This is a genomic window from Alteromonas sp. LOR, assembly GCF_000753865.1.
GTDB lineage: Bacteria > Pseudomonadota > Gammaproteobacteria > Enterobacterales > Alteromonadaceae > Alteromonas.
This window is the reverse complement of record NZ_JQFW01000027.1, coordinates 87,935-106,812: the sequence shown is the minus strand read 5'-3', so window position 1 is coordinate 106,812 and position 18,878 is coordinate 87,935. Positions and strand designations below refer to the sequence as shown.

The window sequence follows — 18,878 nt, the reverse complement described above, 5'->3', positions numbered from 1 at the left end:
CCTCGGTGCGTCAAACCCAAACCTAGTAAGTACCCTACTAAAAAGAAAAATGCCAGTCAGCTTAACTGACTGGCATTAAGCGTAAGCTCGCTTTTTTATTGCTAGAAGAAAAAGGGCCGCACCCTTTTTTAGTCGCTTATACTGTTGATAAAGCGCTGTATGCACTGATTAACGCTATCTGGCTGTTCCGCAAATACCATATGCGTAGCACCATCAACAACACTGATACTTGCGTTCGGCAGCTGCTCGTTTAGAAAGCGCGAATATTTAACGGGCGTCATCACATCCTCACTCCCTACAATCAATTGCACGGGAATTGTGATGCTGCTTAATTTATTCATCACATCGAAATCGTTACAGGCCAGAAAGTCTGTAAGCATGACAGCAGCACCGTTTTCTTTCATCGCTGTATTTATTTGCGTTCTTAGCGGCTCATCTATTCCTTGGTTGGGAGTAAATAAGAACTCTGGCAGTGGCCCCTTCTTCTCTACTATTTCAGTAAGTGCACTTAAAAACTGAGGCAACACCTTTAACCTTGCACCAGTACCAATTAATACCAACGCCTTTACTCTACTTGAATGTGCTAGCGCTGCTTGTAACACCACAGCGCTTCCTAAGGAATGCCCCACCAGCACCACATTATCTAAACTCTGCTTTTCTAAGGTAGTTAACAACCATTGCGACATGTCGGTAACACTTAAAAGTGCGTCGCCCTCTGGGTGTCCAGGCAGGTCTACAGCAACACTATTTTGAAAAAAAGAAACCTGATGTGACCAAACGTGATGACTACAGCCAGAGCCATGTACAAAAACTAAATTCATATCGTGATTCATAAAAAGCAGTTTTACCGTGAATTTCACATCACCATATAACGAAACCTGTGATTTTTCTATATGTTAGGTAGGCTTGGATGACCCCGTCTCTATATGAGTTCTTTGTGTGAGCTCTCTATGTAACTCTCCCTGCGTGCTCTTTCAAGTTAGCTTCAAGTTAGCTCTCCTTGGTAGCTCTCCCTGTTAGCTCTTTGTAAGCGGCGCATGTCTGCTTTAGTTAGGGGCTTTAGTTTGGGGCTTGTGCTCAGGTATCAATGCTTAGCACCTCACATGGTAGTGAATATGGCACCTAAGGGAATAATGAAAAACAGCCCACCAATATAAGCAGCACCATAGAGCTTTTGCTCCGCCGCCACCACCGATAGTCGATATGACAGAGTAAGGGGAATTTCCCGCAATAACGGTATACCGTAAATAACGGTTACGCCCAGCACGTTATAAATTAAGTGAACTAGCGCAATTTGAAGAGCAAACCCACTGTTCACCCCCACAACGCCCAACGCGGCAATAAGCGCAGTAATGCACGTGCCGATATTAGCGCCAAGGGTAAATGGATAAATATCTCGCGCCTTTAAAATACCACTGCCTACCAAAGGCACCATAAGAGAGGTAGTGGTAGATGATGACTGCACTAGCACTGTCATCACTGCACCGGAAGTAATACCTGAAATAGGCCCCTTCCCAATGCTTTTATGCAGAAGCTCTTTTGCTTTACCTACCATGAGTGACTTCATTATTTTACCCATATAGGTTATCGACAGCATGATAAGGCCAATCCCAATGATAATTTTAGCCACGCCTGGATAAATGGAAGGTAAAAACTGAAGTAAATTGGTTATCACATCGGTCACTGGTTGAGTAGCCGCCTTTATAGGGTTCACTCCTTCAAGTGACAACGACTGTGAGGTATTAAACAGCGATACAATTTCACCGCTAAGATATTCTAAAATACCAAAAGCCATTTCCAGGGGGAGAAATATAAGTACAGACATAACGTTAAAGAAATCGTGAATAGTAGCGGCATTAAAAGCACGCTGAAATTCATCTTTGCGAGCGACATGACCTAAGCTCACCAATGTATTAGTAATGCTAGTACCAATATTCGCCCCCATCATCATAGGTATGGCTATTGTAATGGGAAGGCCACCGGCCACCATACCTACAATAATCGAGGTTACCGTACTAGATGATTGAATAAGCGCGGTAGACACCATGCCAATGATAAGACCCATAATAGGGTTGGACGCAAAGCTAAACAATTCTCTAGCGTGCTCGCCCGTAGCATATTTAAAACCACTGCCTATCATGCTTACCGCAAGCAGCATGACATAGACTAAGAAAGCCAGCAGTAGCCAGCGCTGCCAGTTGTCGTGCTTTGAAAAGGTGCTTCGACCTACAACTTGAGGGTCATTAGTTGACATAATTCATACAGATAGAAAAGTAATACTTAATACTATGACGCTCGTATGACACAAAAATGACGGATTACTCACCTGCTCACTGACTAGCGCAATACACAATATGAAAAGGTGTTCAAAGGAAGAAAAGTCGGCGGCCTAATGAGGGGAACAGCATTGATACAAAAACACCGGCGCTAGCGGCCGGTGTTTTTACGTAGTGTTTTTTATATAAAGGTTTTTTATATAAAGATAATGAAACCGTTATAGCGAAAAAGCTATACAGATAAGCTAGCCATATCAATAACAAAGCGATGCGCTACATCACCAGCTCTTAAATGGTCGAAGGCTTCATTTACCTGCTCTGCTTTTATCACTTTGCATTCAGGGTGAATACCGTGTTCAGCGCAAAAATCTAATACTTCTTGAGTTTCTTTTATTCCGCCAATAAGCGAACCCGCAACGCGGCGTCGGCCCAGTACTAAAGGCGCAGTCATAGACTCTTCCATAGGTCCTATTTGACCCACGATTACCAACGTACCGTCAATATCAAGCAGCGGCGTGTACTGATCTAAAGAATGCTTCACTGGCACGGTATCAATGATTAAATCGAACGTTGACGCAGCTTCTTTCATCGCCTTTTTGTCTGTTGATACCAAAATACCGTCAGCGCCACTTGATTTCGCATCTTTCTCTTTAGAATCTGAACGTGAGATAACAGTCACTTTGGCGCCCATGGCTACAGCCAATTTCACCGCCATGTGCCCTAGACCACCCATACCGATAACACCTACTCGGCTGCCTGCTTTTACATTCCAGGTTTTAAGCGGTGAATAGGTGGTAATGCCAGCACATAAAATAGGCGCAGTTTTAGCAATATCTAACGCATCCGGTACGCGCAAAACAAATTCTTGGCGAACCACAATATGTTTGGAGTAGCCACCTTGAGTGGTTTCACCAGAAATTCTGTCTGGCGCACCATAGGTAGGCGTCATGCCGTTACGACAGTATTGTTCTTCACTGTGCTCACATTGGTCACACGTTTGACAACTATCAACCATACAACCGACGGCAACGTGATCGCCAACACTGTAGTCACTCACGTCTGAACCAATATCAATCACTTTACCCACTATTTCGTGCCCAGGTACTAACGGGTAAGGTTGAGGCCCCCAATCACCATTTACCGTGTGCAGATCAGAGTGGCACACTCCGCTGTATAAGATCTCAATGGCCACATCATTGTCACGCAATGCTCTGCGTTCGAAATGATACGGTTCCATATGGGCATCTGAAGAATGCGCTGCGTAGCCAATTGTTTTCATGTAGACCTCGATAGTGTTTAGAATAAAGTCGAACAAACAGCATATACCCTTAATACCTTATCGTCATGACCTGTAAGGTGAAAAGAAGCCGCAGTGCTATGAAAAACACAAATAAGTGGTTATTGCTGCCTTTACCGTACTTCTTACCGTACTTCTCACCGTACTTCTCAGGTGTTTTGATTGCAGCACTTTCAATCTCTATCAGAAGGGTTTATGTTTAATAAAAACAGAGGATGTACCCATGAAAATAAAAACGTATAAAGCGAAAGCCCCCTATACACTTCTTATCTTAGCCGCAGCGCTCAGTATATCTGCTTGTACAGAAGAAGATAAAACAGTGGAGTCGACGATGTACGAAAAAGAGAATGCGAAAACAGACAAAATGAAGGCGCAGGAAAATGCCCCCACTGAATTAAAAGCCGAGCCAGTGACACAAGCTGAAGCTAAAGAAGTGAGTGTTAACGATAGTGTTACGTTGAAAGGCAGCATTATTTATAAAGAATTAGAAGGCGGCTTTTTTGCGTTTATTACTGAAAGCGGCGACCGATTTACGCTACACGGTTTAGATGAGGATTATCATCAAAATGGTCTAATTGTTGAAATTGAGGGAGTGACAAAACCCGAAATGATGACCATTACACAATTTGGCACCGTGTTAGAAGTACTCAACGTTAAAGTGCTCGACACCAGCAAAGTTATTAACCGAGTTGAAACACAGTAATAATACTGACCGGGTGAGCACGTAATAGTGAATTCGTGCTGATCGTAACTTCAATTTAAGCGTAAACATCCTTACTGAGGCGTGTTGATCTTTGCTGTACGATTTTTGGGCTAAATGGAAGCATTTTAATCACGGAACAGTCCTGCAGGCCTAGTGGGCTAAGTCAAAGGGCTGTGACAAAGAGTAAAATGCTTCCATAACGCCCCCTTCGGGCAGCGCCTGTGAGCTATTTATCCTGCGTTGAATGGTTTCGATTTAGCCCGCTAGACCTTCAACCATTCGCCTTGTCTAAATAGCTCACAGACCGCTGCAAAAATGTACAGCAAAGATAAACACGCCCTAAATAAAGTTATTAAACAAATGTAATTAAGGATGAACGCAATGATAAACGCATATGCAGCAAAAGAACCCGGTGGAAAGCTGGAGAAATTTGAGTACGATCCTGGGGAATTAGCCAGTCATGACGTTGAAATTGATGTAGAGAGTTGCGGCATTTGCCATAGCGATTTAAGCATGCTCGACAATGAATGGGGATTTACTGAATACCCGTTTGTGCCAGGTCATGAAGTAGTTGGTACCATTAGCAAAGTAGGTGCTCACGTCACCTCTTTGCAGATTGGACAACGGGTTGGTCTTGGTTGGCATGCAGGATACTGCAACAGCTGTCGTACCTGCGAAGAAGGCGATCATAATTTGTGTCAGCAAGCGACCATGACTATTGGCGGTCGACACGGTGGGTTCGCTGAAAAAGTGCGTGCACAAGCCCGCGCAGTTGTGCCATTGCCTGAAAAACTAGACGGCACGAAAGCCGGACCGCTATTTTGCGGTGGTATCACTGTATTTAATCCCCTTGTACAATTTGATATTAAACCTACCTCTGAAGTCGGCGTTGTAGGGATTGGTGGTTTAGGCCACTTAGCATTGCAATTCTTAAATGCCTGGGGCTGCAAAGTAGTAGCATTCACCTCAAGTGAGTCTAAGAAGAAAGAAGCCCACGAATTAGGCGCTCACGACACCATTAATAGTCGCGATGAAGATGAGATACAAAAAGCCGAAGGCCGTTTCGACCTCATTATTTCTACCGTCAATGTAAAACTTGATTGGAACTTGTACTTATCAACGCTTGCGCCAAAAGGTCGTTTACATTTTGTAGGCGCAACCCTAGAACCACTTGATATTGGCGCATTCAACCTTATCGGCGGTCAAAAAAGTGTTTCCGGCTCTCCTGTGGGCAGCCCAGCGACCATCAAAACTATGCTAGATTTTGCTGAGCAGCACGGTATTGAACCGGTAACTGAAACCTTCAAGTTCGACCAAATCAATGAAGCGGTTGAACGCTTGCGTGAAGGCAAAGCGCACTATCGTGTAGTGTTAACAAGATAGAGTATTGACGCGGTAGAGTACTAACTTAATTGAGTACTAACTTGATAGAGTACTAGCTCGATAAAGAATTAGCGCGATACAAAAAATAGTCCAATAGCAGCACTTGGGATAGGTTATATAGCCTGAGCGCTGCATTTACATAATTGGCATTTACAGTATTGGCATTTATATCAGCGAAAACAAAAGCGCCCTACAAGGCGCTTTTTTACTGCCCTTACAATTGTAAGTTAAGGTGTGCGGTGGTAGAATTCGCCGCCCTTGAAAATCGGGGTCGTGAACTATTGGCTAATTATGAGTAATGTTCTTAGGATATTTACTCAGGCCAACAGCGCGTTAACAGTGGGTTTTGGTCGCAAAAACCCACATCATTAACTTATTATTGGAGACATACAATGTCTGATTCAATTTTTAACCTAGACGCTTCTGTTCGTACAGACCTAGGGAAAGGTGCGAGCCGCCGCCTACGTCGCGAAGATAAGCTTCCTGGTATCATCTACGGTGGTGAAGAAGCACCTGTATCTATTACTCTTGATCACAACAAAGTGAACAACTCTGCTGACTTTGAAGCATTCTACTCTCACGTTCTTACATTGAACGTAGACGGTAAAGCGACTGAAGTACTAGTAAAAGATATGCAACGTCACCCGTACAAGCCAAAAATTACACACATCGATTTCCAACGTGTAATTGCTGGTCAAGACGTTCACACTAACGTTCCAATTCACTTCACAAACGAAGACAAGTCTGCTGCTATTAAAGCAGGCGGTATTGCTGAGCACCACGTAAACGAAATCGAAGTTACGTGTCAGGCTAAAGATCTTCCAGAGTTCATCGAAGTAGACATTGCTAACGTTGAAATGGACCAAACACTTCATTTGTCTGACGTTACTTTACCAGCAGGTGTTAAATCTGTTGAGCTTGGTAAAGACGACGAAGCACACGACCTTGCTGTTGTGACTGTTAAGCCAGCTCCTAAAGCTGCTGAAACAGATGAAGACGGTGAAGAAGAAGCTACAGAGGAATAATCCTCTTGGCTGATATTCGCCTTATCGTGGGTCTGGGTAATCCAGGCCCCGAATATGAAAATACCCGACACAATGCCGGCGAATGGTTTCTTAACCAGCTTGCTGACACCTACAATACCCCGCTAAAACCCGAATCCAAGTTCTTTGGAAAAACCGCTCGAATTACTATTGCTGGTAAAGACATTAGGTTGCTCTACCCTACAACTTTTATGAATAAAAGTGGTCAAGCAGTAGCAGCACTTGCGAATTTTTACCGAATTGAGCCAGAACAAATTTTAGTGGCGTTTGACGAGTTAGACCTTCCTCCGGGAGTAGCCAAGTATAAAGTTGGCGGTAGCTCTAGTCAGAATGGTGTTCGCGATATTGTGGCAAGAATGGGTAACAATAAAGATTTTCTTCGCTTGCGAATTGGTATCGGTCACCCAGGACATAAAAGCCGAGTGACGGGACATGTTCTTGGTAAGCCTTCAGCAGAAGAAAAAACGGCCATAGAAAGCGCCGTTGATGAAGCGGTACGCTGTACCGAAATCTTACTGAAAGACGACCTAAAACAAGCGCAAAATCGACTTCATGCTCACAAAGCGTGAGTTCGAGCCAGATATAACTTTTCCAGACAAGGATCCATACCATGGGTTTTAAATGCGGTATTGTTGGACTACCCAACGTAGGTAAATCAACACTTTTTAATGCATTAACAAAAGCAGGTATTGAAGCGGCAAACTTCCCGTTTTGTACTATCGAGCCAAACACTGGCGTTGTTCCTGTGCCAGACCTTCGCTTGGATAAGTTGGCTAAAATTGTAAATCCTCAGCGTGTTATTCCAACAACAATGGAATTCGTTGATATCGCTGGGTTAGTTGAAGGTGCTTCCAAAGGTGAAGGCCTTGGTAACAAATTCCTAGCAAATATTCGTGAAACCGACGCTATTGGTCATGTTGTTCGCTGTTTCGACGATGAAAATATTGTTCATGTTGCTGGTCGTGTAAGCCCGCAAGACGACATTGACGTTATCAACACAGAGCTTGCGCTTTCTGATTTAGAAACAACAGAAAAAGCCCTGCATCGTGTGGCTAAACGCGCTAAAGGCGGCGATGCTGATGCAAAGTTTGAACTGAAAGTGCTTGAAAAAATTAAGCCTCATTTGGATGAAGGTTTATTACTGCGTTCTTTAGAACTGACTAAAGAAGAGCATGCTGCGATTAGCTACATGAATATGCTTACCCTTAAGCCAACCATGTACATTGCTAACGTAAATGAAGATGGATTTGAGAACAATCCGTACCTTGATAAAGTGCGTGAAATTGCAGAAGGCGAAAACGCCACGGTTGTTGCGGTTTGTGCTGCTATCGAATCAGACATTGCTGAACTTGAAGACGACGAGCGCGAAGAATTTATGCAAGACATGGGGCTAGAAGAGCCTGGTCTTAATCGCGTTATCCGATCTGGGTATGAGCTACTTACACTGCAAACCTATTTCACTGCCGGTGTAAAAGAAGTTCGCGCATGGACATTCCCAGAAGGGTCTACTGCACCACAAGCTGCGGGTAAAATTCATACCGACTTTGAGAAAGGCTTTATTCGCGCCGAAATCGTAAGTTACGACAACTTCGTTGAATTCAACGGTGAACAAGGCGCGAAAGACGCCGGTAAGTGGCGCTTAGAAGGTAAAGAGTACATTGTTAAAGACGGCGACGTCATTCACTTCAGATTTAACGTGTAAGCCTTTTCATCAACATCGTGTAAAAGCTTAATGACAAGCCACTCGTAAGAGTGGCTTTTTTATTTGGCTTTTTTATTGTTGCCGCTTTGTGCTACTGATATAACAAGTATATTGAACACAAATAGGTATACCGATGTACTCTAGCACCCCATCAAGCTGTTCCCGTAGAAAACAGCATACAACACCTTTTTTGGCTCATTCGTGGCAACACTCTTTAAGCAGCCTCATAAAAAGTGTCCCCATAAAAAGTAGCACCATAAAAAATAGCTCCGTAAATTCTACTCAATCAAAAGCCTTTAGCTCAATTGTATTTATACTCGCCTCGTTATTCGCCATAGCACTAACATTGAGTGCCAAAGCATACAGCGCAGACAACCCTGTTACGCTAATGAGTGGCAGCAGTAACCATTGGTACAAAGTGCCATCAGAAGATACGGTGACGTTTACTACAGAGTACGGCGATGTTGTCATTGCACTAAACCCTAGCCTCGCGCCAAAACACGTAGAGCGCTTTAAAGCCCTTATTAAGTCAGGCTTTTACGATAAACAGTATTTTTATCGGGTGGTAGATGGTTTTGTGGCGCAGGCCGGCAGTAACGATACCCACGATAAAGAGAAAATAGCACCAGCGCTTTTAGCCGACATTCCTGCTGAATTTACACAACCTTTATCGCACGCTGCTTCCGTTGTTGAGACGCGCGACATGTTTGCCCCGAAAACCGGTTTTTTAGATGGCTTTGCGGTTGGCATAGACGATAAGCGCGGTGAGATGTGGGGGCTGCACTGCCCCGGCACAGTCGCGTTTGCTCGTAACAGTGAAAAAGACACAGCTTCCACTGAATTTTATATTGTGATTGGCCAAGCACCTCGTCATTTAGACAGAAATATGTCAGTGGTGGGAAGAGTGGTAAGCGGAATGCCTGCATTGCAGAAGCTACCAAGGGGAGATGCCCAGTACGGTGGTGTAATACAAGAGGTTACCGATAACAGTAGAATAGGACGAGCCCTCGTTCACAGCGATAATCACCCTAATTATTATATTCAACAGCCCAAGCACGAAGAATACCTATCGCGAATTAACACTGGGAAAACGTTAGATAACCCATTTTTTCATGACAAGGTGTACGCACCACGGCCCGTTGATATTTGTTATTACAAAACAAAAGCAACGCTTAACCCTTAATCTTTGATCGTTGGAAGCTATATCGAGGAGCAATATCGAGGGGCAATATAAAAGATATTGCCCACTTTTGACGGTTAGGTTGGTCAAATTCACTGCGTTTTGCATGTTATTCGAACGGCTCAGCGCACATATTAACCATTTAAAAAAAGTTAGCAAAAAAGGGGTTGACGGGTGCGAGTCATATACGCATAATACGCGCCACTTCCTGAGAGGGAAGAGAAGTATGAAAGGCTACGTAGCTCAGTTGGTTAGAGCACATCACTCATAATGATGGGGTCGCAAGTTCGAATCTCGCCGTAGCCACCACTTCTCACTATCTCTTTTAGGAATGTCTAGCTGCGCGGGAGTGGTGGAATTGGTAGACACGCTGGATTTAGGTTCCAGTGCTTCACGGCGTGAGAGTTCAAGTCTCTCCTTCCGCACCAAAGTTGGGGTATAGCCAAGTTGGTAAGGCAACGGGTTTTGATCCCGTCATTCGTAGGTTCGAGTCCTGCTACCCCAGCCAACTTTGTAACAGCTAGTGTCTATGCGGGAGTGGTGGAATTGGTAGACACGCTGGATTTAGGTTCCAGTGCTTCACGGCGTGAGAGTTCAAGTCTCTCCTTCCGCACCATTTGGGGTATAGCCAAGTTGGTAAGGCAACGGGTTTTGATCCCGTCATTCGTAGGTTCGAGTCCTGCTACCCCAGCCAAATTCTAGAGAGCCGCTCAAACGAGCGGCTTTTTAATGATTTGCAAAAGAAAGGCTAAGTAGCTCAGTTGGTTAGAGCACATCACTCATAATGATGGGGTCGCAAGTTCGAATCTCGCCTTAGCCACCATCTTTTACCTGTCTATTGGGATATAGCCAAGCTGGTAAGGCAACGGGTTTTGATCCCGTCATTCGCAGGTTCGAGTCCTGCTATCCCAGCCATCTTATGAAAAACCGCTCTATTGAGCGGTTTTTTATTGCCTGAAATAAATACCCCCTACTCTACTTGCATACTTTTTCTTAAGTTATGCATAATTCATCACAATAACCGCCACTTTTATGGCTTTATTTGTGTTTAGGTCATGCTAGTATTACCGACTTCTCTGAATTAGACACTTTATTTACTCCAGCTTTTGTGAGCAGTTAAAAGCCATGTCTTTTCTAAAACACCTAAATAAAATAATAACGAAGGAAAGTGCGTGATAAACGAATTCGTTTCATTTGTGAATAATATTTTGTGGGGCGACGGCCAAGTTCTTATCGTTATGCTTTTAGTGTGCGGTATCTGGTTTACCGTAAAACTAGGCGGCGTGCAGTTACGGCATTTTGGCCACATGTTTGCGCTACTTAAAAACAGTAAAACGTCGAACGAAGAAGGGATCAGTTCCTTTCAGGCGCTCTGTACCAGTTTATCGGCCCGCGTAGGCACAGGTAACCTAGCAGGCGTTGCCGTGGCTATTTCTCTTGGTGGGTCTGGTGCCATATTCTGGATGTGGATGATAGCGCTGCTAGGCATGGCCACCGGCTTTGCTGAGAGCGTACTCGGGCAGCTATACAAAGTAAAAGACGAAAACGGCGAGTTTCGTGGTGGCCCTGCTTACTACATTAAACAAGGCTTAAATAAAACCTGGCTAGCCGTTGCCTTCTCATTGTGCTTGTTTTTTGGCTACGGATTTGTATTTAGTGCGGTACAGGCGAACACCATTACCGATGCGCTAAACAACGCTTATGCGTTCAAAAGCGAATATGTAGGCATAGCCATTATTTTACTTGCCGCGCTCATTGTTGTGGGCGGTTTACGCGGAATAGCGCGATTTGCCGAGTTCGTTGTGCCGTTTATGGGAATTGGTTATGTGCTTGTTGCCCTTACCATTACTTTTATCAACATCACCGAATTGCCCGCCATGCTGCTAGACATTATTAAGTCGGCCTTTGGTCTTCAAGAAGCAGGAGCTGGTGCGCTAGGAGCTGCAATTAAAAACGGAATACAGCGAGGGTTATACTCAAACGAGGCCGGCAGTGGCTCGGTACCTCACGCAGCGGCAAGTGCGGCGCCAAACCCTAATCACCCCGTGTCTCAGGGCTATATACAAATGCTGGGTGTATTTTTAGACACGATGATTTTATGTACCTCTACAGCGTTTATCATTTTACTTGCTGGCGGCTCTAGCTCAGAACAGATGGAAGGCATACGGCTAACACAAGATGCAATGAGCAGCCACTTAGGCGAAGGTGGCACTGACTTTGTTGCTGCGGCAATAAGCTTGTTTGCTTTCACCTCGGTAGTAGCCAACTATGCCTATGGCGAGAGTAACCTGCATATGTTCAAACTAGATAACCGCGCAGGACGCGCAGCTTACACCATTGGTTATTTAGGCATGATTTATTGGGGTGCACAAGCAGCACTACCTCAGGTATGGGCCATGGCCGATATGGCGTTAGGGCTTATGACAGTCATCAACATTATTGCCATTGTTTGGATGACGCCTACCATTGTTTCTATCAGTAAAGATTACTTTAAAAAGAAAGACAGCGGAGAGACGGTGAAATACAAAGCCGGCGACTGCGAAATTCAAGGTAAATCTGAAGACGGTATTTGGAAATAGGTCTTACTTGGCAATAGACAGTACTTGGAAATAGACAGTACTAGGAAATAAACAGTACTTAGAAATAGACCGTTTTGTTTATCCAATATGATAAAAACAAAGAAAGGCCTATGTTGTAACAACATAGGCCTTTCTTATTTGTGTGCCACAGCTACTTAACTACAACGCTACAGGCAAATGCCCCGTCTTTACCCAAATCACGGTTTCTTCATCAACAAACGGATGATGCTGACTCATGTGCGGGTTTCGCATCCAGGTACCTTTCGGGTATTCGCCCGCTTCATCCTTAAATGTGCCTGATAACACAAATATCTCTTCACCACCAAAGTGCCTATGGGGTTTAAACACCTCTTTGGCAGGCCATTTAACCAGTGCAACATGCTCATGTTCGAAGTTGTGCAAAGGCATTACCTGCAGACCGCCCTGCCCCTGTAGCCATGGCGTATTAAGTGTATCTACCCTAACTTCTTGAAGATCGCGCTGGTCGAACTGGTTTAATTTTACCAGTATTACACACCCTTCTTTACTAAACGGGCTATGCTTACTGCCTGGTGGATTACGTAAATACGTACCCGCAGGATAATCGCCATTCTCATCAGAAAACACGCCTTCTAAGACAAAAATCTCTTCACCGAAGGGGTGACCGTGTTCACTAAAGCTCGCGCCAGCTTCATACTTAACCACACTGGTAGTATGCCCCGACTCCTTCGCTTCTCGCTCTAGCGGTTTACGCCATACTGTACTCGATGGCGATGCTTGCCATGGCATTGGCGTTGTATCAATCACCATCCGCTCATCAAAATTCATATTTAACATGCTACTTACCCTAGCTAACATTTTAATTTGCAGCCTTTAATTAGCTCTTATATTAAGCACTTAAAATTGGCACTGCTACGTTACACATTTATTTTGCGTCTGGTCGGCGCAATTCAAAGTAGTTACTTTCACTAATAGAAAAATAATCGCCTGCACCGCCGCCGCGCATCACTGGTTCACCCTTCAACGTTTTGTAAACGCCATCTTCAATCAGTGAGGTGTCGATGTGTACACCAACCACTTCTCCCATAATAAACCAGCTGTTCACCAACTCGCCTTTTGCCGATTTTAATTGCGTAATATCAGTTACTTTACACTCCATCGACACTAGGCTTTCTTTCACTCGTGGAACCGCAATAACCTGACTGCTGGCGGTGCCTAACCCTGATGCTGAAAACTCGCTTTCCTCAGGAGACAGAGGCCTACTCGTTTCGTTCATGGCATCGACAAGATGCTTAGATACCAAGTTCCAACAAAACTCTCCCGTCTCTCTGGCATTATTTAGTGAATCTTTATCGCCCACACTGGAAAAGCCAATAATAGGAGGCGTGTAATTCAATGCGTTAAAAAAGCTATATGGCGCTAAATTAAGAACGCCTTGAGTAGATTGCGTAGAAATCCAACCAATAGGACGAGGTGCAATAATGGCATTAAACGGGTCGTGAGCTAAGCCATGCCCGTCTTTCGGCTGATAAAAATGTGTTGAAGACAAAACCATTCCTTCACAAATATTGTTAGTTTATTTATTGTAAACACAGGGGCTTACCCTAAACAGAAAAATCGTGACCAGTAAATCGACCAAACTTCGCTAGCGTTATAAATACATTTGCTACCAGTGATAATACGCGCGTTTTACTTATCCGATCGTTTTGGTCGTTTGTTTTATTCACTGACAATAAGGTAGTACATGAATCCTCGCAATGTTGCATTTTCTCGAACTCGTTTAACCGAACTTATGGTGCCCTCCTACGCCAATTTTGGCGGCAAAGTGCATGGCGGTATTATTTTATCGCTGATGGATAAGGTGGCTTATGCATGCGCGAGTAAACACGCCGGAGCGTATTGCGTTACCGTTACCGTAGATGGCGTAGAATTTTTACAACCCGTTGAAGTAGGTGATTTACTGCATCTAGATGCCACGGTGCATTTTGTTGGCAATACATCCCTTGTAGTAGGCATTAAAGTAACCACTGAAAATATTAAAACGAACAACGTTAAACACACCAATAATAGCTTTTTCACTATGGTGGCAAAAGACGATAACGGCTCACCCGTGCAAGTGCCAGAATTAGAACTTTCCAACCATAAAGAAATGCGCAATTTCGTTACTGCAATTAGACGCAGCAAAATACGTAAAGAAGCACAGATAAAACTTCAGCGTGATTATGACGCATTTATTCCTGAAGAAGATTTTGCGCTAGTAGACAAGCACCGAGGCAACATCACGTTTGATAAGAACAGTTGATGTTAAAAGGGGTGTTCTTAGAGGAGCTTGCTTAAAGGAGCTGGCTTAAAGAAGTTGGTTTCAAGAGAGCTAAGCTTTAAAAACGTGTGATAAGAATGTGGCTAATGTAGAGCATTAGTGAGCGTTAAACGTATAGCGTTAACAAACAAGAATATAAAGAAACCTCGCTGCACTTTAGAGCAGCACAGCGAGGCTTTTTTAAATCAAAGTATCAGGTGGTGTTAGCCCAATATTAGAAGCTATACGACACTTTACCGTAAACATAGCGCCCAGTGAAACCGTATGGCGAAAAGCTTGAGTACGGGAATATGTTCGAGAACGTTGTTACTTCATCCACAAGGTCTCGCGTTGCTTCTGGGTAGACATCAAAGATGTTGTTTGCACCTACCGACACAGCCAGTTGGTCGGTAATCGCAACGCGTACATCAAGATCGGTAATCCACTCAGACGGTATTATCTCATTTCGTGCTTCAACCGATGACGGGTCTTCAACCTCACCGTAGCGAGTTGTTCGCAGCGTGGTTGAATAGATATCGTAAGACCAGGTAACGCCAAGGTTAACTTTGCTATCTGGAGCGCTTGTCTCGAATCGGCGTAACTCTACATCTGAGAATAAATTACCTTGATCAAAGCCTGCCCCCTGAAGCACTGCTGGTGCGTCCAAAATATCTGTGACTTCGTTGTCGTTAAAGTTAACGCCAGCGTTAAAATTAAATGCACCAAAATCTGAGGTATTCAGCGTGTAGGTAGAAACAATGTCTACACCCTCTGTTCTGGAATTAATGGCGTTTAAGAAGAACCGTGCGCGGGTTGCACCAGTACCTTCAAGCAGGCTTTCAATAGCTTGGCCTGAGAGGTTGTTCGACAACACAATGCGATCATCAATATCAATGCGGTAGAAATCTACCGTTAAATTAAAGTCGGCAATGGGTGAATAGGTAAAACCAGCACTGTAGTTGTTTGACTCTTCGGCGTCGAGGCCTGGGCTACCAAGGGCTTGTGCCACATCACTAGAAGGGGCGAATGTACCTGTTTCAGTAGGCTCTCCGTCAACAAATGTGGTAGCCACAGAGGTAAAATACTGTTGCTGCAATGAGGGCGCTCGAAAACCGGTTGATACCGATGCGCGAAGTGCAAAGGCTTCGCTTAGCGTGTATCTCTGCGATACCTTCCAATTAAACGTGCTGCCAAAATCAGAGTAATCTTCAAAACGACCGGCAACAGCAACATTCCAGTTTTCTGTCACATCAGCTTCTACATCTACGTAAATGCTGTAGTTATTTCGACTGTTGTCTCCCGCAGAGGCAGGGGTGAAACCAGGGAAGACCTGAGAGCCCGCAGCGCCGAAAGGCCCATCAACTGGGTCGGTCACTGCACCACCTGGCCCAAATGTGCCTTGAATGTAGGAGTTTTCTTCCCCCGCGGTAATGTCATAGCTCTCGTGGCGATACTCGGCGCCCATGGCAAAATTCATTTCACTGTAAAATACGCCAGTATCTACAAGGCGAGACGCGTCGGCATTGAATATAGTGGTATTGTATTCCAGTGTGCCTGCGTTGAAGTCTGTCTGACTAGTGGCGCCCAACGAAGTGTTTAGGCTATTTACTACGCTGTATTCCAATTCGTTGCTGCCGTGAGTTAGAGACAGGTCGTAATTCCATACATCACTATACCCTTTGATGCCGGTGATAAGTGACATGTCAGAGATATCCGTTTGGATAGACGGTAAAAAGCCATTGGGATAAATATCTACAATGTTTCGGCTGTCTTGAGCGCGACGATAAAAGCCGCCGCCTAAGGAATCACGGCTACTTAGCCCAGCAGTAGCATAAAACTCAATGTCATCGGTAAGACCCTTACCAGCGTTTACAAATAAGGCATAGTCTTCAACTTCGCCATTGCCATACACGTGGTTGTAGCGATTAACGGTTAACTCTCTTTCATCGATATTTCCGTTGGCATCTCGAGCATAGTTTTCTCTTTGGTCGAAATCGGCTCGATTTGCCTGCCCGCGATCGCGATATTCCGCCGATACGTTAACAAATCCATCTTCGCCCCATTCAAAACCAACGTTACCGCGCAGGGTGAAAGTTTGACCGTCGGTTAACTCTCTATCAGAGCCTGTATTAAATACTAAGTCGCCTTGGGCATTAGTAGTGACACTGTCTAGGTTTGGCACGCCGTCCATTGTGGTAACGTTTGCACCATAGGTTGCCGAGATGTCACCGCCTTCACTCGCATCTTTTAGCACAATGTTAATAACACCCGCTATGGCGTCTGAACCATATTGCGCCGCTGCACCGTCGCGTAATACTTCAATACGTTTAATTGCGTTTGCTGGAATGGCGTTCAAATCGACAGCAGAAGAGCCGCGACCTACCGAGCCGTTTAAGTTTAACAGCGCAGAGGTATGACGGCGTTTACCATTAACTAATACCAATGTGTGATCGGGTGCTAGGCCGCGAAGTTGCGCTGGACGCACATGGTCGGTGCCATCTGTAATAGAAGGCTGAGGAAAGTTAAAACTCGGCAGCAGCGAGTTCAAGATCATGTTGGTTTCGGTTAACCCGGTGGCCTCGATCGATGATGCATCAATAATATCAATAGGCACTGGCGAGTCGTTAATAGTGCGCCCTACTCGGCGTGACCCCACAATCTGTATTTGCTCTACTTCTTGTTCGAAACTGGCTTGATCTGAACTCGCCTGTTCTGAATCGAGTTGCACTGGGGCTTGTTGCTGTGCATGCAATGGAGAAGAAATGGCAAGCCCTGCCATCGCACTTGCAATGATCGATAGCTTGAAAACCATAGCGCTATGTTTTGCCTGTTGCATTGTGATATTCCTGAGTTTGAGTGTGTGTTGATATTATGTACAGGTATACAAACCTTCAATGTCATCGTTGAAATAGTAGGCAGGGTTACCTGCGCAACTACTATGCGGTGACATTATCGAGACGAACGAATTTGAGGGTGTTCACTTTCCCTAAACGAAGACAAATTGAATTTGTCAGAAAAAGCGCTGTTATTATTAGTATTGATACTGAGCTTTTTATAAAGCCTAGGACAACAGCTTTTAATGTCAGATTTTTATTAGAAGAATTTTTATAAACGACGTTCTGGATATAGCCACGCCGCTGACACCGCAAAGTAAAACACAGAGGTGGCGAGACATTCAATACTAAAGTAGTAATAACATATGATAAAAATGAGGATGTAATTTCAACGGTTTAGTCTTTGTGAACCACTTTCAGTCCTTGTTCATACAAAGACAATAATCATATAAAAAATCTAATCTACTTGAGGCAATGTCAGATATAGAGTTATTTCTCGTACAACGTTTTGCGGTAACAGAAAAGTAATAGAACTGTCACGCTGTTGTCTTATGAGAAAGACACAGTGACCACATACTCAGGTGTTTAAGAGCTTAGAAGCTAACGAGCTCAGAAAACAAAGAATCTAGAAGTTAAAGAGAATCTCACATGACCGAAACACAATCTTCAGTACATCTTTCGTGTTTTATAGAGGCCATTGCCCTTGCTAAACATGAACAATGCGAAACACGCGACGAACTTAAAGCGCTTTTAGAAAAAAAGGGCTATCAAGATGAGGTGACTTCCCAAACCGTTGAAGAGATTAATCCTCAGCTATTGGTTGTGTCCTAACTAACATTTTTTCTTAATGCCTTTGGTGATTCAGACATAAAAAACGGAAGCATAAGCTTCCGTTTTTGTATTACAGCCTAGCTATTACTTAGGTGACCACTCAAACTTTTTGAACGGTTCGTCAACTGGCGTATCTGCAAGGTGATTGGTGTAGTTACTCATTACTTTTTGCGCTAATATCAACACAATTTCAAGCAGCTGTTTGTGCTCGTAGCCTGCTTTGTAAAATGCATCGAGCTGCGACTTCTCTGCATTTCCTCGGCCTCGAGTTAGCGCAAGCACAGTTTCTTTAAGCGTATTTAGCTTGCTATCAGACAGCGTATCATCGTTGCGAAGCTCTTCAATTAAATCATCGCGCACTTGCATGCTTTTTGCGATGCCGGTATGAGCTGGCACACAATAATGACATGCGTGTTCAACGTTTACCGTTTGCCATACGACGGTTAACTCTTCTGCATTAAACGAGGTGTCTTGTGCGAGCTTGTGCAGCACTTGGTACCCTTCAAGTAGCGTGGGCGCTTCAGCCATTACTGCATGTAGGTTCGGTACCATGCCAAATGCTTTTTCTGAATTATCTAAAAGTGATTTAGACGCTTCTGGCGCTGACTCTTTTGTATGTAGAGTAAAATCTGTCATTTTGTTCTCCTAATGCTGTGAACGAATTGAAACAGATAGACGACAACGGCAACGCTCTGCTTTTCACTATCGATTAAAAAGCGGAACGTGTAATTGATGCACGCTATTAAAAATCGCACTATCGTTCCAGTGGCAT

16 protein-coding genes and 7 tRNA genes are annotated in these 18,878 nt (G+C 44.2%); 16 read left to right on the top strand and 7 right to left on the bottom strand.

The annotated features are described in order from the left end of the window. Positions 1-128 precede the first annotated feature (128 nt). From JV36_RS0110400 to JV36_RS0110390, 3 genes are all read right to left on the bottom strand, one after another. A complete protein-coding gene (locus JV36_RS0110400) occupies positions 129-821 on the bottom strand; it encodes an alpha/beta fold hydrolase (RefSeq protein ID WP_160173369.1) in 693 nt (230 codons plus the stop codon). Between the two features lie 278 nt (positions 822-1,099). Next, complete coding sequence (locus JV36_RS0110395; RefSeq protein ID WP_032097042.1) at positions 1,100-2,254, bottom strand: Na/Pi symporter; 1,155 nt, start codon at positions 2,252-2,254, stop codon at positions 1,100-1,102. A gap of 254 nt (positions 2,255-2,508) precedes the next feature. Continuing rightward, the gene (locus JV36_RS0110390) at positions 2,509-3,555 is read right to left on the bottom strand and encodes an NAD(P)-dependent alcohol dehydrogenase (protein WP_032097041.1); all 1,047 of its coding nucleotides are present in this window, start codon (positions 3,553-3,555) and stop codon (positions 2,509-2,511) included. Positions 3,556-3,796: 241 nt separating this feature from the next. On the opposite strand from JV36_RS0110390, the gene JV36_RS0110385 reads away from it, so the two are divergent. The 14 genes from JV36_RS0110385 to JV36_RS0110320 all read left to right on the top strand — a co-directional run bounded on the left by JV36_RS0110385 (position 3,797) and on the right by JV36_RS0110320 (position 12,163). Further along, positions 3,797-4,276, top strand: a complete 480-nt coding sequence (locus tag JV36_RS0110385) for a hypothetical protein (RefSeq protein ID WP_052010280.1) — start codon at positions 3,797-3,799, stop codon at positions 4,274-4,276. 381 nt (positions 4,277-4,657) lie between these two features. Then, the gene (gene ahr, locus JV36_RS0110380; protein WP_032097040.1) at positions 4,658-5,659 is read left to right on the top strand and encodes an NADPH-dependent aldehyde reductase Ahr; all 1,002 of its coding nucleotides are present in this window, start codon (positions 4,658-4,660) and stop codon (positions 5,657-5,659) included. Between the two features lie 392 nt (positions 5,660-6,051). After that, positions 6,052-6,684 carry a 50S ribosomal protein L25/general stress protein Ctc gene (locus JV36_RS0110375; protein WP_032097039.1) on the top strand — a complete coding sequence of 211 codons (633 nt, stop codon included), beginning with the start codon at positions 6,052-6,054 and terminating at the stop codon, positions 6,682-6,684. 5 nt (positions 6,685-6,689) lie between these two features. After that, on the top strand, positions 6,690-7,271 hold the full coding sequence (pth, locus tag JV36_RS0110370; protein WP_032097038.1) for an aminoacyl-tRNA hydrolase: 582 nt from the start codon (positions 6,690-6,692) through the stop codon (positions 7,269-7,271). 41 nt (positions 7,272-7,312) lie between these two features. Beyond that, entirely contained in the window at positions 7,313-8,404 is a 1,092-nt protein-coding gene (ychF, locus tag JV36_RS0110365) for a redox-regulated ATPase YchF (protein ID WP_032097037.1), read from the top strand. A 346-nt stretch (positions 8,405-8,750) separates the two neighbouring features. Next, on the top strand, positions 8,751-9,587 hold the full coding sequence (locus tag JV36_RS0110360; RefSeq protein ID WP_235207821.1) for a peptidylprolyl isomerase: 837 nt from the start codon (positions 8,751-8,753) through the stop codon (positions 9,585-9,587). Between the two features lie 229 nt (positions 9,588-9,816). Further along, positions 9,817-9,893: transfer RNA gene (locus JV36_RS0110355), tRNA-Met, on the top strand. Positions 9,894-9,927: 34 nt separating this feature from the next. Beyond that, a tRNA-Leu gene (locus JV36_RS0110350) sits at positions 9,928-10,012 on the top strand. 4 nt (positions 10,013-10,016) lie between these two features. After that, positions 10,017-10,092 (top strand) — tRNA-Gln (locus JV36_RS0110345). Positions 10,093-10,115: 23 nt separating this feature from the next. Continuing rightward, a tRNA-Leu gene (locus tag JV36_RS0110340) sits at positions 10,116-10,200 on the top strand. A 2-nt stretch (positions 10,201-10,202) separates the two neighbouring features. Beyond that, positions 10,203-10,278 (top strand) — tRNA-Gln (locus tag JV36_RS0110335). 52 nt (positions 10,279-10,330) lie between these two features. Then, positions 10,331-10,407 (top strand) — tRNA-Met (locus JV36_RS0110330). A 16-nt stretch (positions 10,408-10,423) separates the two neighbouring features. Next, positions 10,424-10,499, top strand: a tRNA-Gln gene (locus JV36_RS0110325). Positions 10,500-10,756: 257 nt separating this feature from the next. Next, positions 10,757-12,163: an alanine/glycine:cation symporter family protein gene (locus JV36_RS0110320; protein ID WP_032097036.1), complete on the top strand. Its 1,407-nt coding sequence runs from the start codon at positions 10,757-10,759 to the stop codon at positions 12,161-12,163. A gap of 159 nt (positions 12,164-12,322) precedes the next feature. Here JV36_RS0110320 and JV36_RS0110315 read toward each other — a convergent pair whose 3' ends face one another. Next, a complete protein-coding gene (locus tag JV36_RS0110315) occupies positions 12,323-12,979 on the bottom strand; it encodes a cupin domain-containing protein (RefSeq protein ID WP_032097035.1) in 657 nt (218 codons plus the stop codon). Positions 12,980-13,067: 88 nt separating this feature from the next. Beyond that, positions 13,068-13,691, bottom strand: coding sequence for a flavin reductase family protein (locus JV36_RS0110310; protein ID WP_081926597.1), 624 nt, complete (start codon positions 13,689-13,691; stop codon positions 13,068-13,070). A gap of 195 nt (positions 13,692-13,886) precedes the next feature. Between JV36_RS0110310 and JV36_RS0110305 the strand changes: the two genes are divergently transcribed. Continuing rightward, a complete protein-coding gene (locus JV36_RS0110305) occupies positions 13,887-14,444 on the top strand; it encodes an acyl-CoA thioesterase (protein WP_032097033.1) in 558 nt (185 codons plus the stop codon). A gap of 232 nt (positions 14,445-14,676) precedes the next feature. Here JV36_RS0110305 and JV36_RS0110300 read toward each other — a convergent pair whose 3' ends face one another. Further along, entirely contained in the window at positions 14,677-17,277 is a 2,601-nt protein-coding gene (locus JV36_RS0110300) for a TonB-dependent receptor plug domain-containing protein (protein WP_032097032.1), read from the bottom strand. Positions 17,278-17,923: 646 nt separating this feature from the next. On the opposite strand from JV36_RS0110300, the gene JV36_RS0110295 reads away from it, so the two are divergent. Then, positions 17,924-18,106, top strand: a complete 183-nt coding sequence (locus JV36_RS0110295) for a hypothetical protein (protein WP_032097031.1) — start codon at positions 17,924-17,926, stop codon at positions 18,104-18,106. A gap of 84 nt (positions 18,107-18,190) precedes the next feature. On the opposite strand, the gene JV36_RS0110290 is transcribed toward JV36_RS0110295, so the two are convergent. Continuing rightward, entirely contained in the window at positions 18,191-18,742 is a 552-nt protein-coding gene (locus JV36_RS0110290) for a carboxymuconolactone decarboxylase family protein (protein WP_032097030.1), read from the bottom strand. Between the last annotated feature and the right edge of the window lie 136 nt (positions 18,743-18,878).

Excerpts from the sequence above, each read along its gene's own strand:
- ahr (WP_032097040.1), top strand. The coding sequence starts at position 4,658 with ATGATAAACGCATATGCAGCAAAAGAACCCGGTGGAAAGCTGGAGAAA.
- JV36_RS0110400 (WP_160173369.1), bottom strand. The coding sequence starts at position 821 with ATGAATTTAGTTTTTGTACATGGCTCTGGCTGTAGTCATCACGTTTGG.
- JV36_RS0110300 (WP_032097032.1), bottom strand. The coding sequence starts at position 17,277 with ATGCAACAGGCAAAACATAGCGCTATGGTTTTCAAGCTATCGATCATT.
- JV36_RS0110395 (WP_032097042.1), bottom strand. The coding sequence starts at position 2,254 with ATGTCAACTAATGACCCTCAAGTTGTAGGTCGAAGCACCTTTTCAAAG.
- JV36_RS0110290 (WP_032097030.1), bottom strand. The coding sequence starts at position 18,742 with ATGACAGATTTTACTCTACATACAAAAGAGTCAGCGCCAGAAGCGTCT.
- JV36_RS0110295 (WP_032097031.1), top strand. The coding sequence starts at position 17,924 with ATGACCGAAACACAATCTTCAGTACATCTTTCGTGTTTTATAGAGGCC.
- JV36_RS0110385 (WP_052010280.1), top strand. The coding sequence starts at position 3,797 with ATGAAAATAAAAACGTATAAAGCGAAAGCCCCCTATACACTTCTTATC.
- JV36_RS0110390 (WP_032097041.1), bottom strand. The coding sequence starts at position 3,555 with ATGAAAACAATTGGCTACGCAGCGCATTCTTCAGATGCCCATATGGAA.
- JV36_RS0110305 (WP_032097033.1), top strand. The coding sequence starts at position 13,887 with ATGAATCCTCGCAATGTTGCATTTTCTCGAACTCGTTTAACCGAACTT.
- ychF (WP_032097037.1), top strand. The coding sequence starts at position 7,313 with ATGGGTTTTAAATGCGGTATTGTTGGACTACCCAACGTAGGTAAATCA.
- JV36_RS0110315 (WP_032097035.1), bottom strand. The coding sequence starts at position 12,979 with ATGTTAAATATGAATTTTGATGAGCGGATGGTGATTGATACAACGCCA.
- JV36_RS0110375 (WP_032097039.1), top strand. The coding sequence starts at position 6,052 with ATGTCTGATTCAATTTTTAACCTAGACGCTTCTGTTCGTACAGACCTA.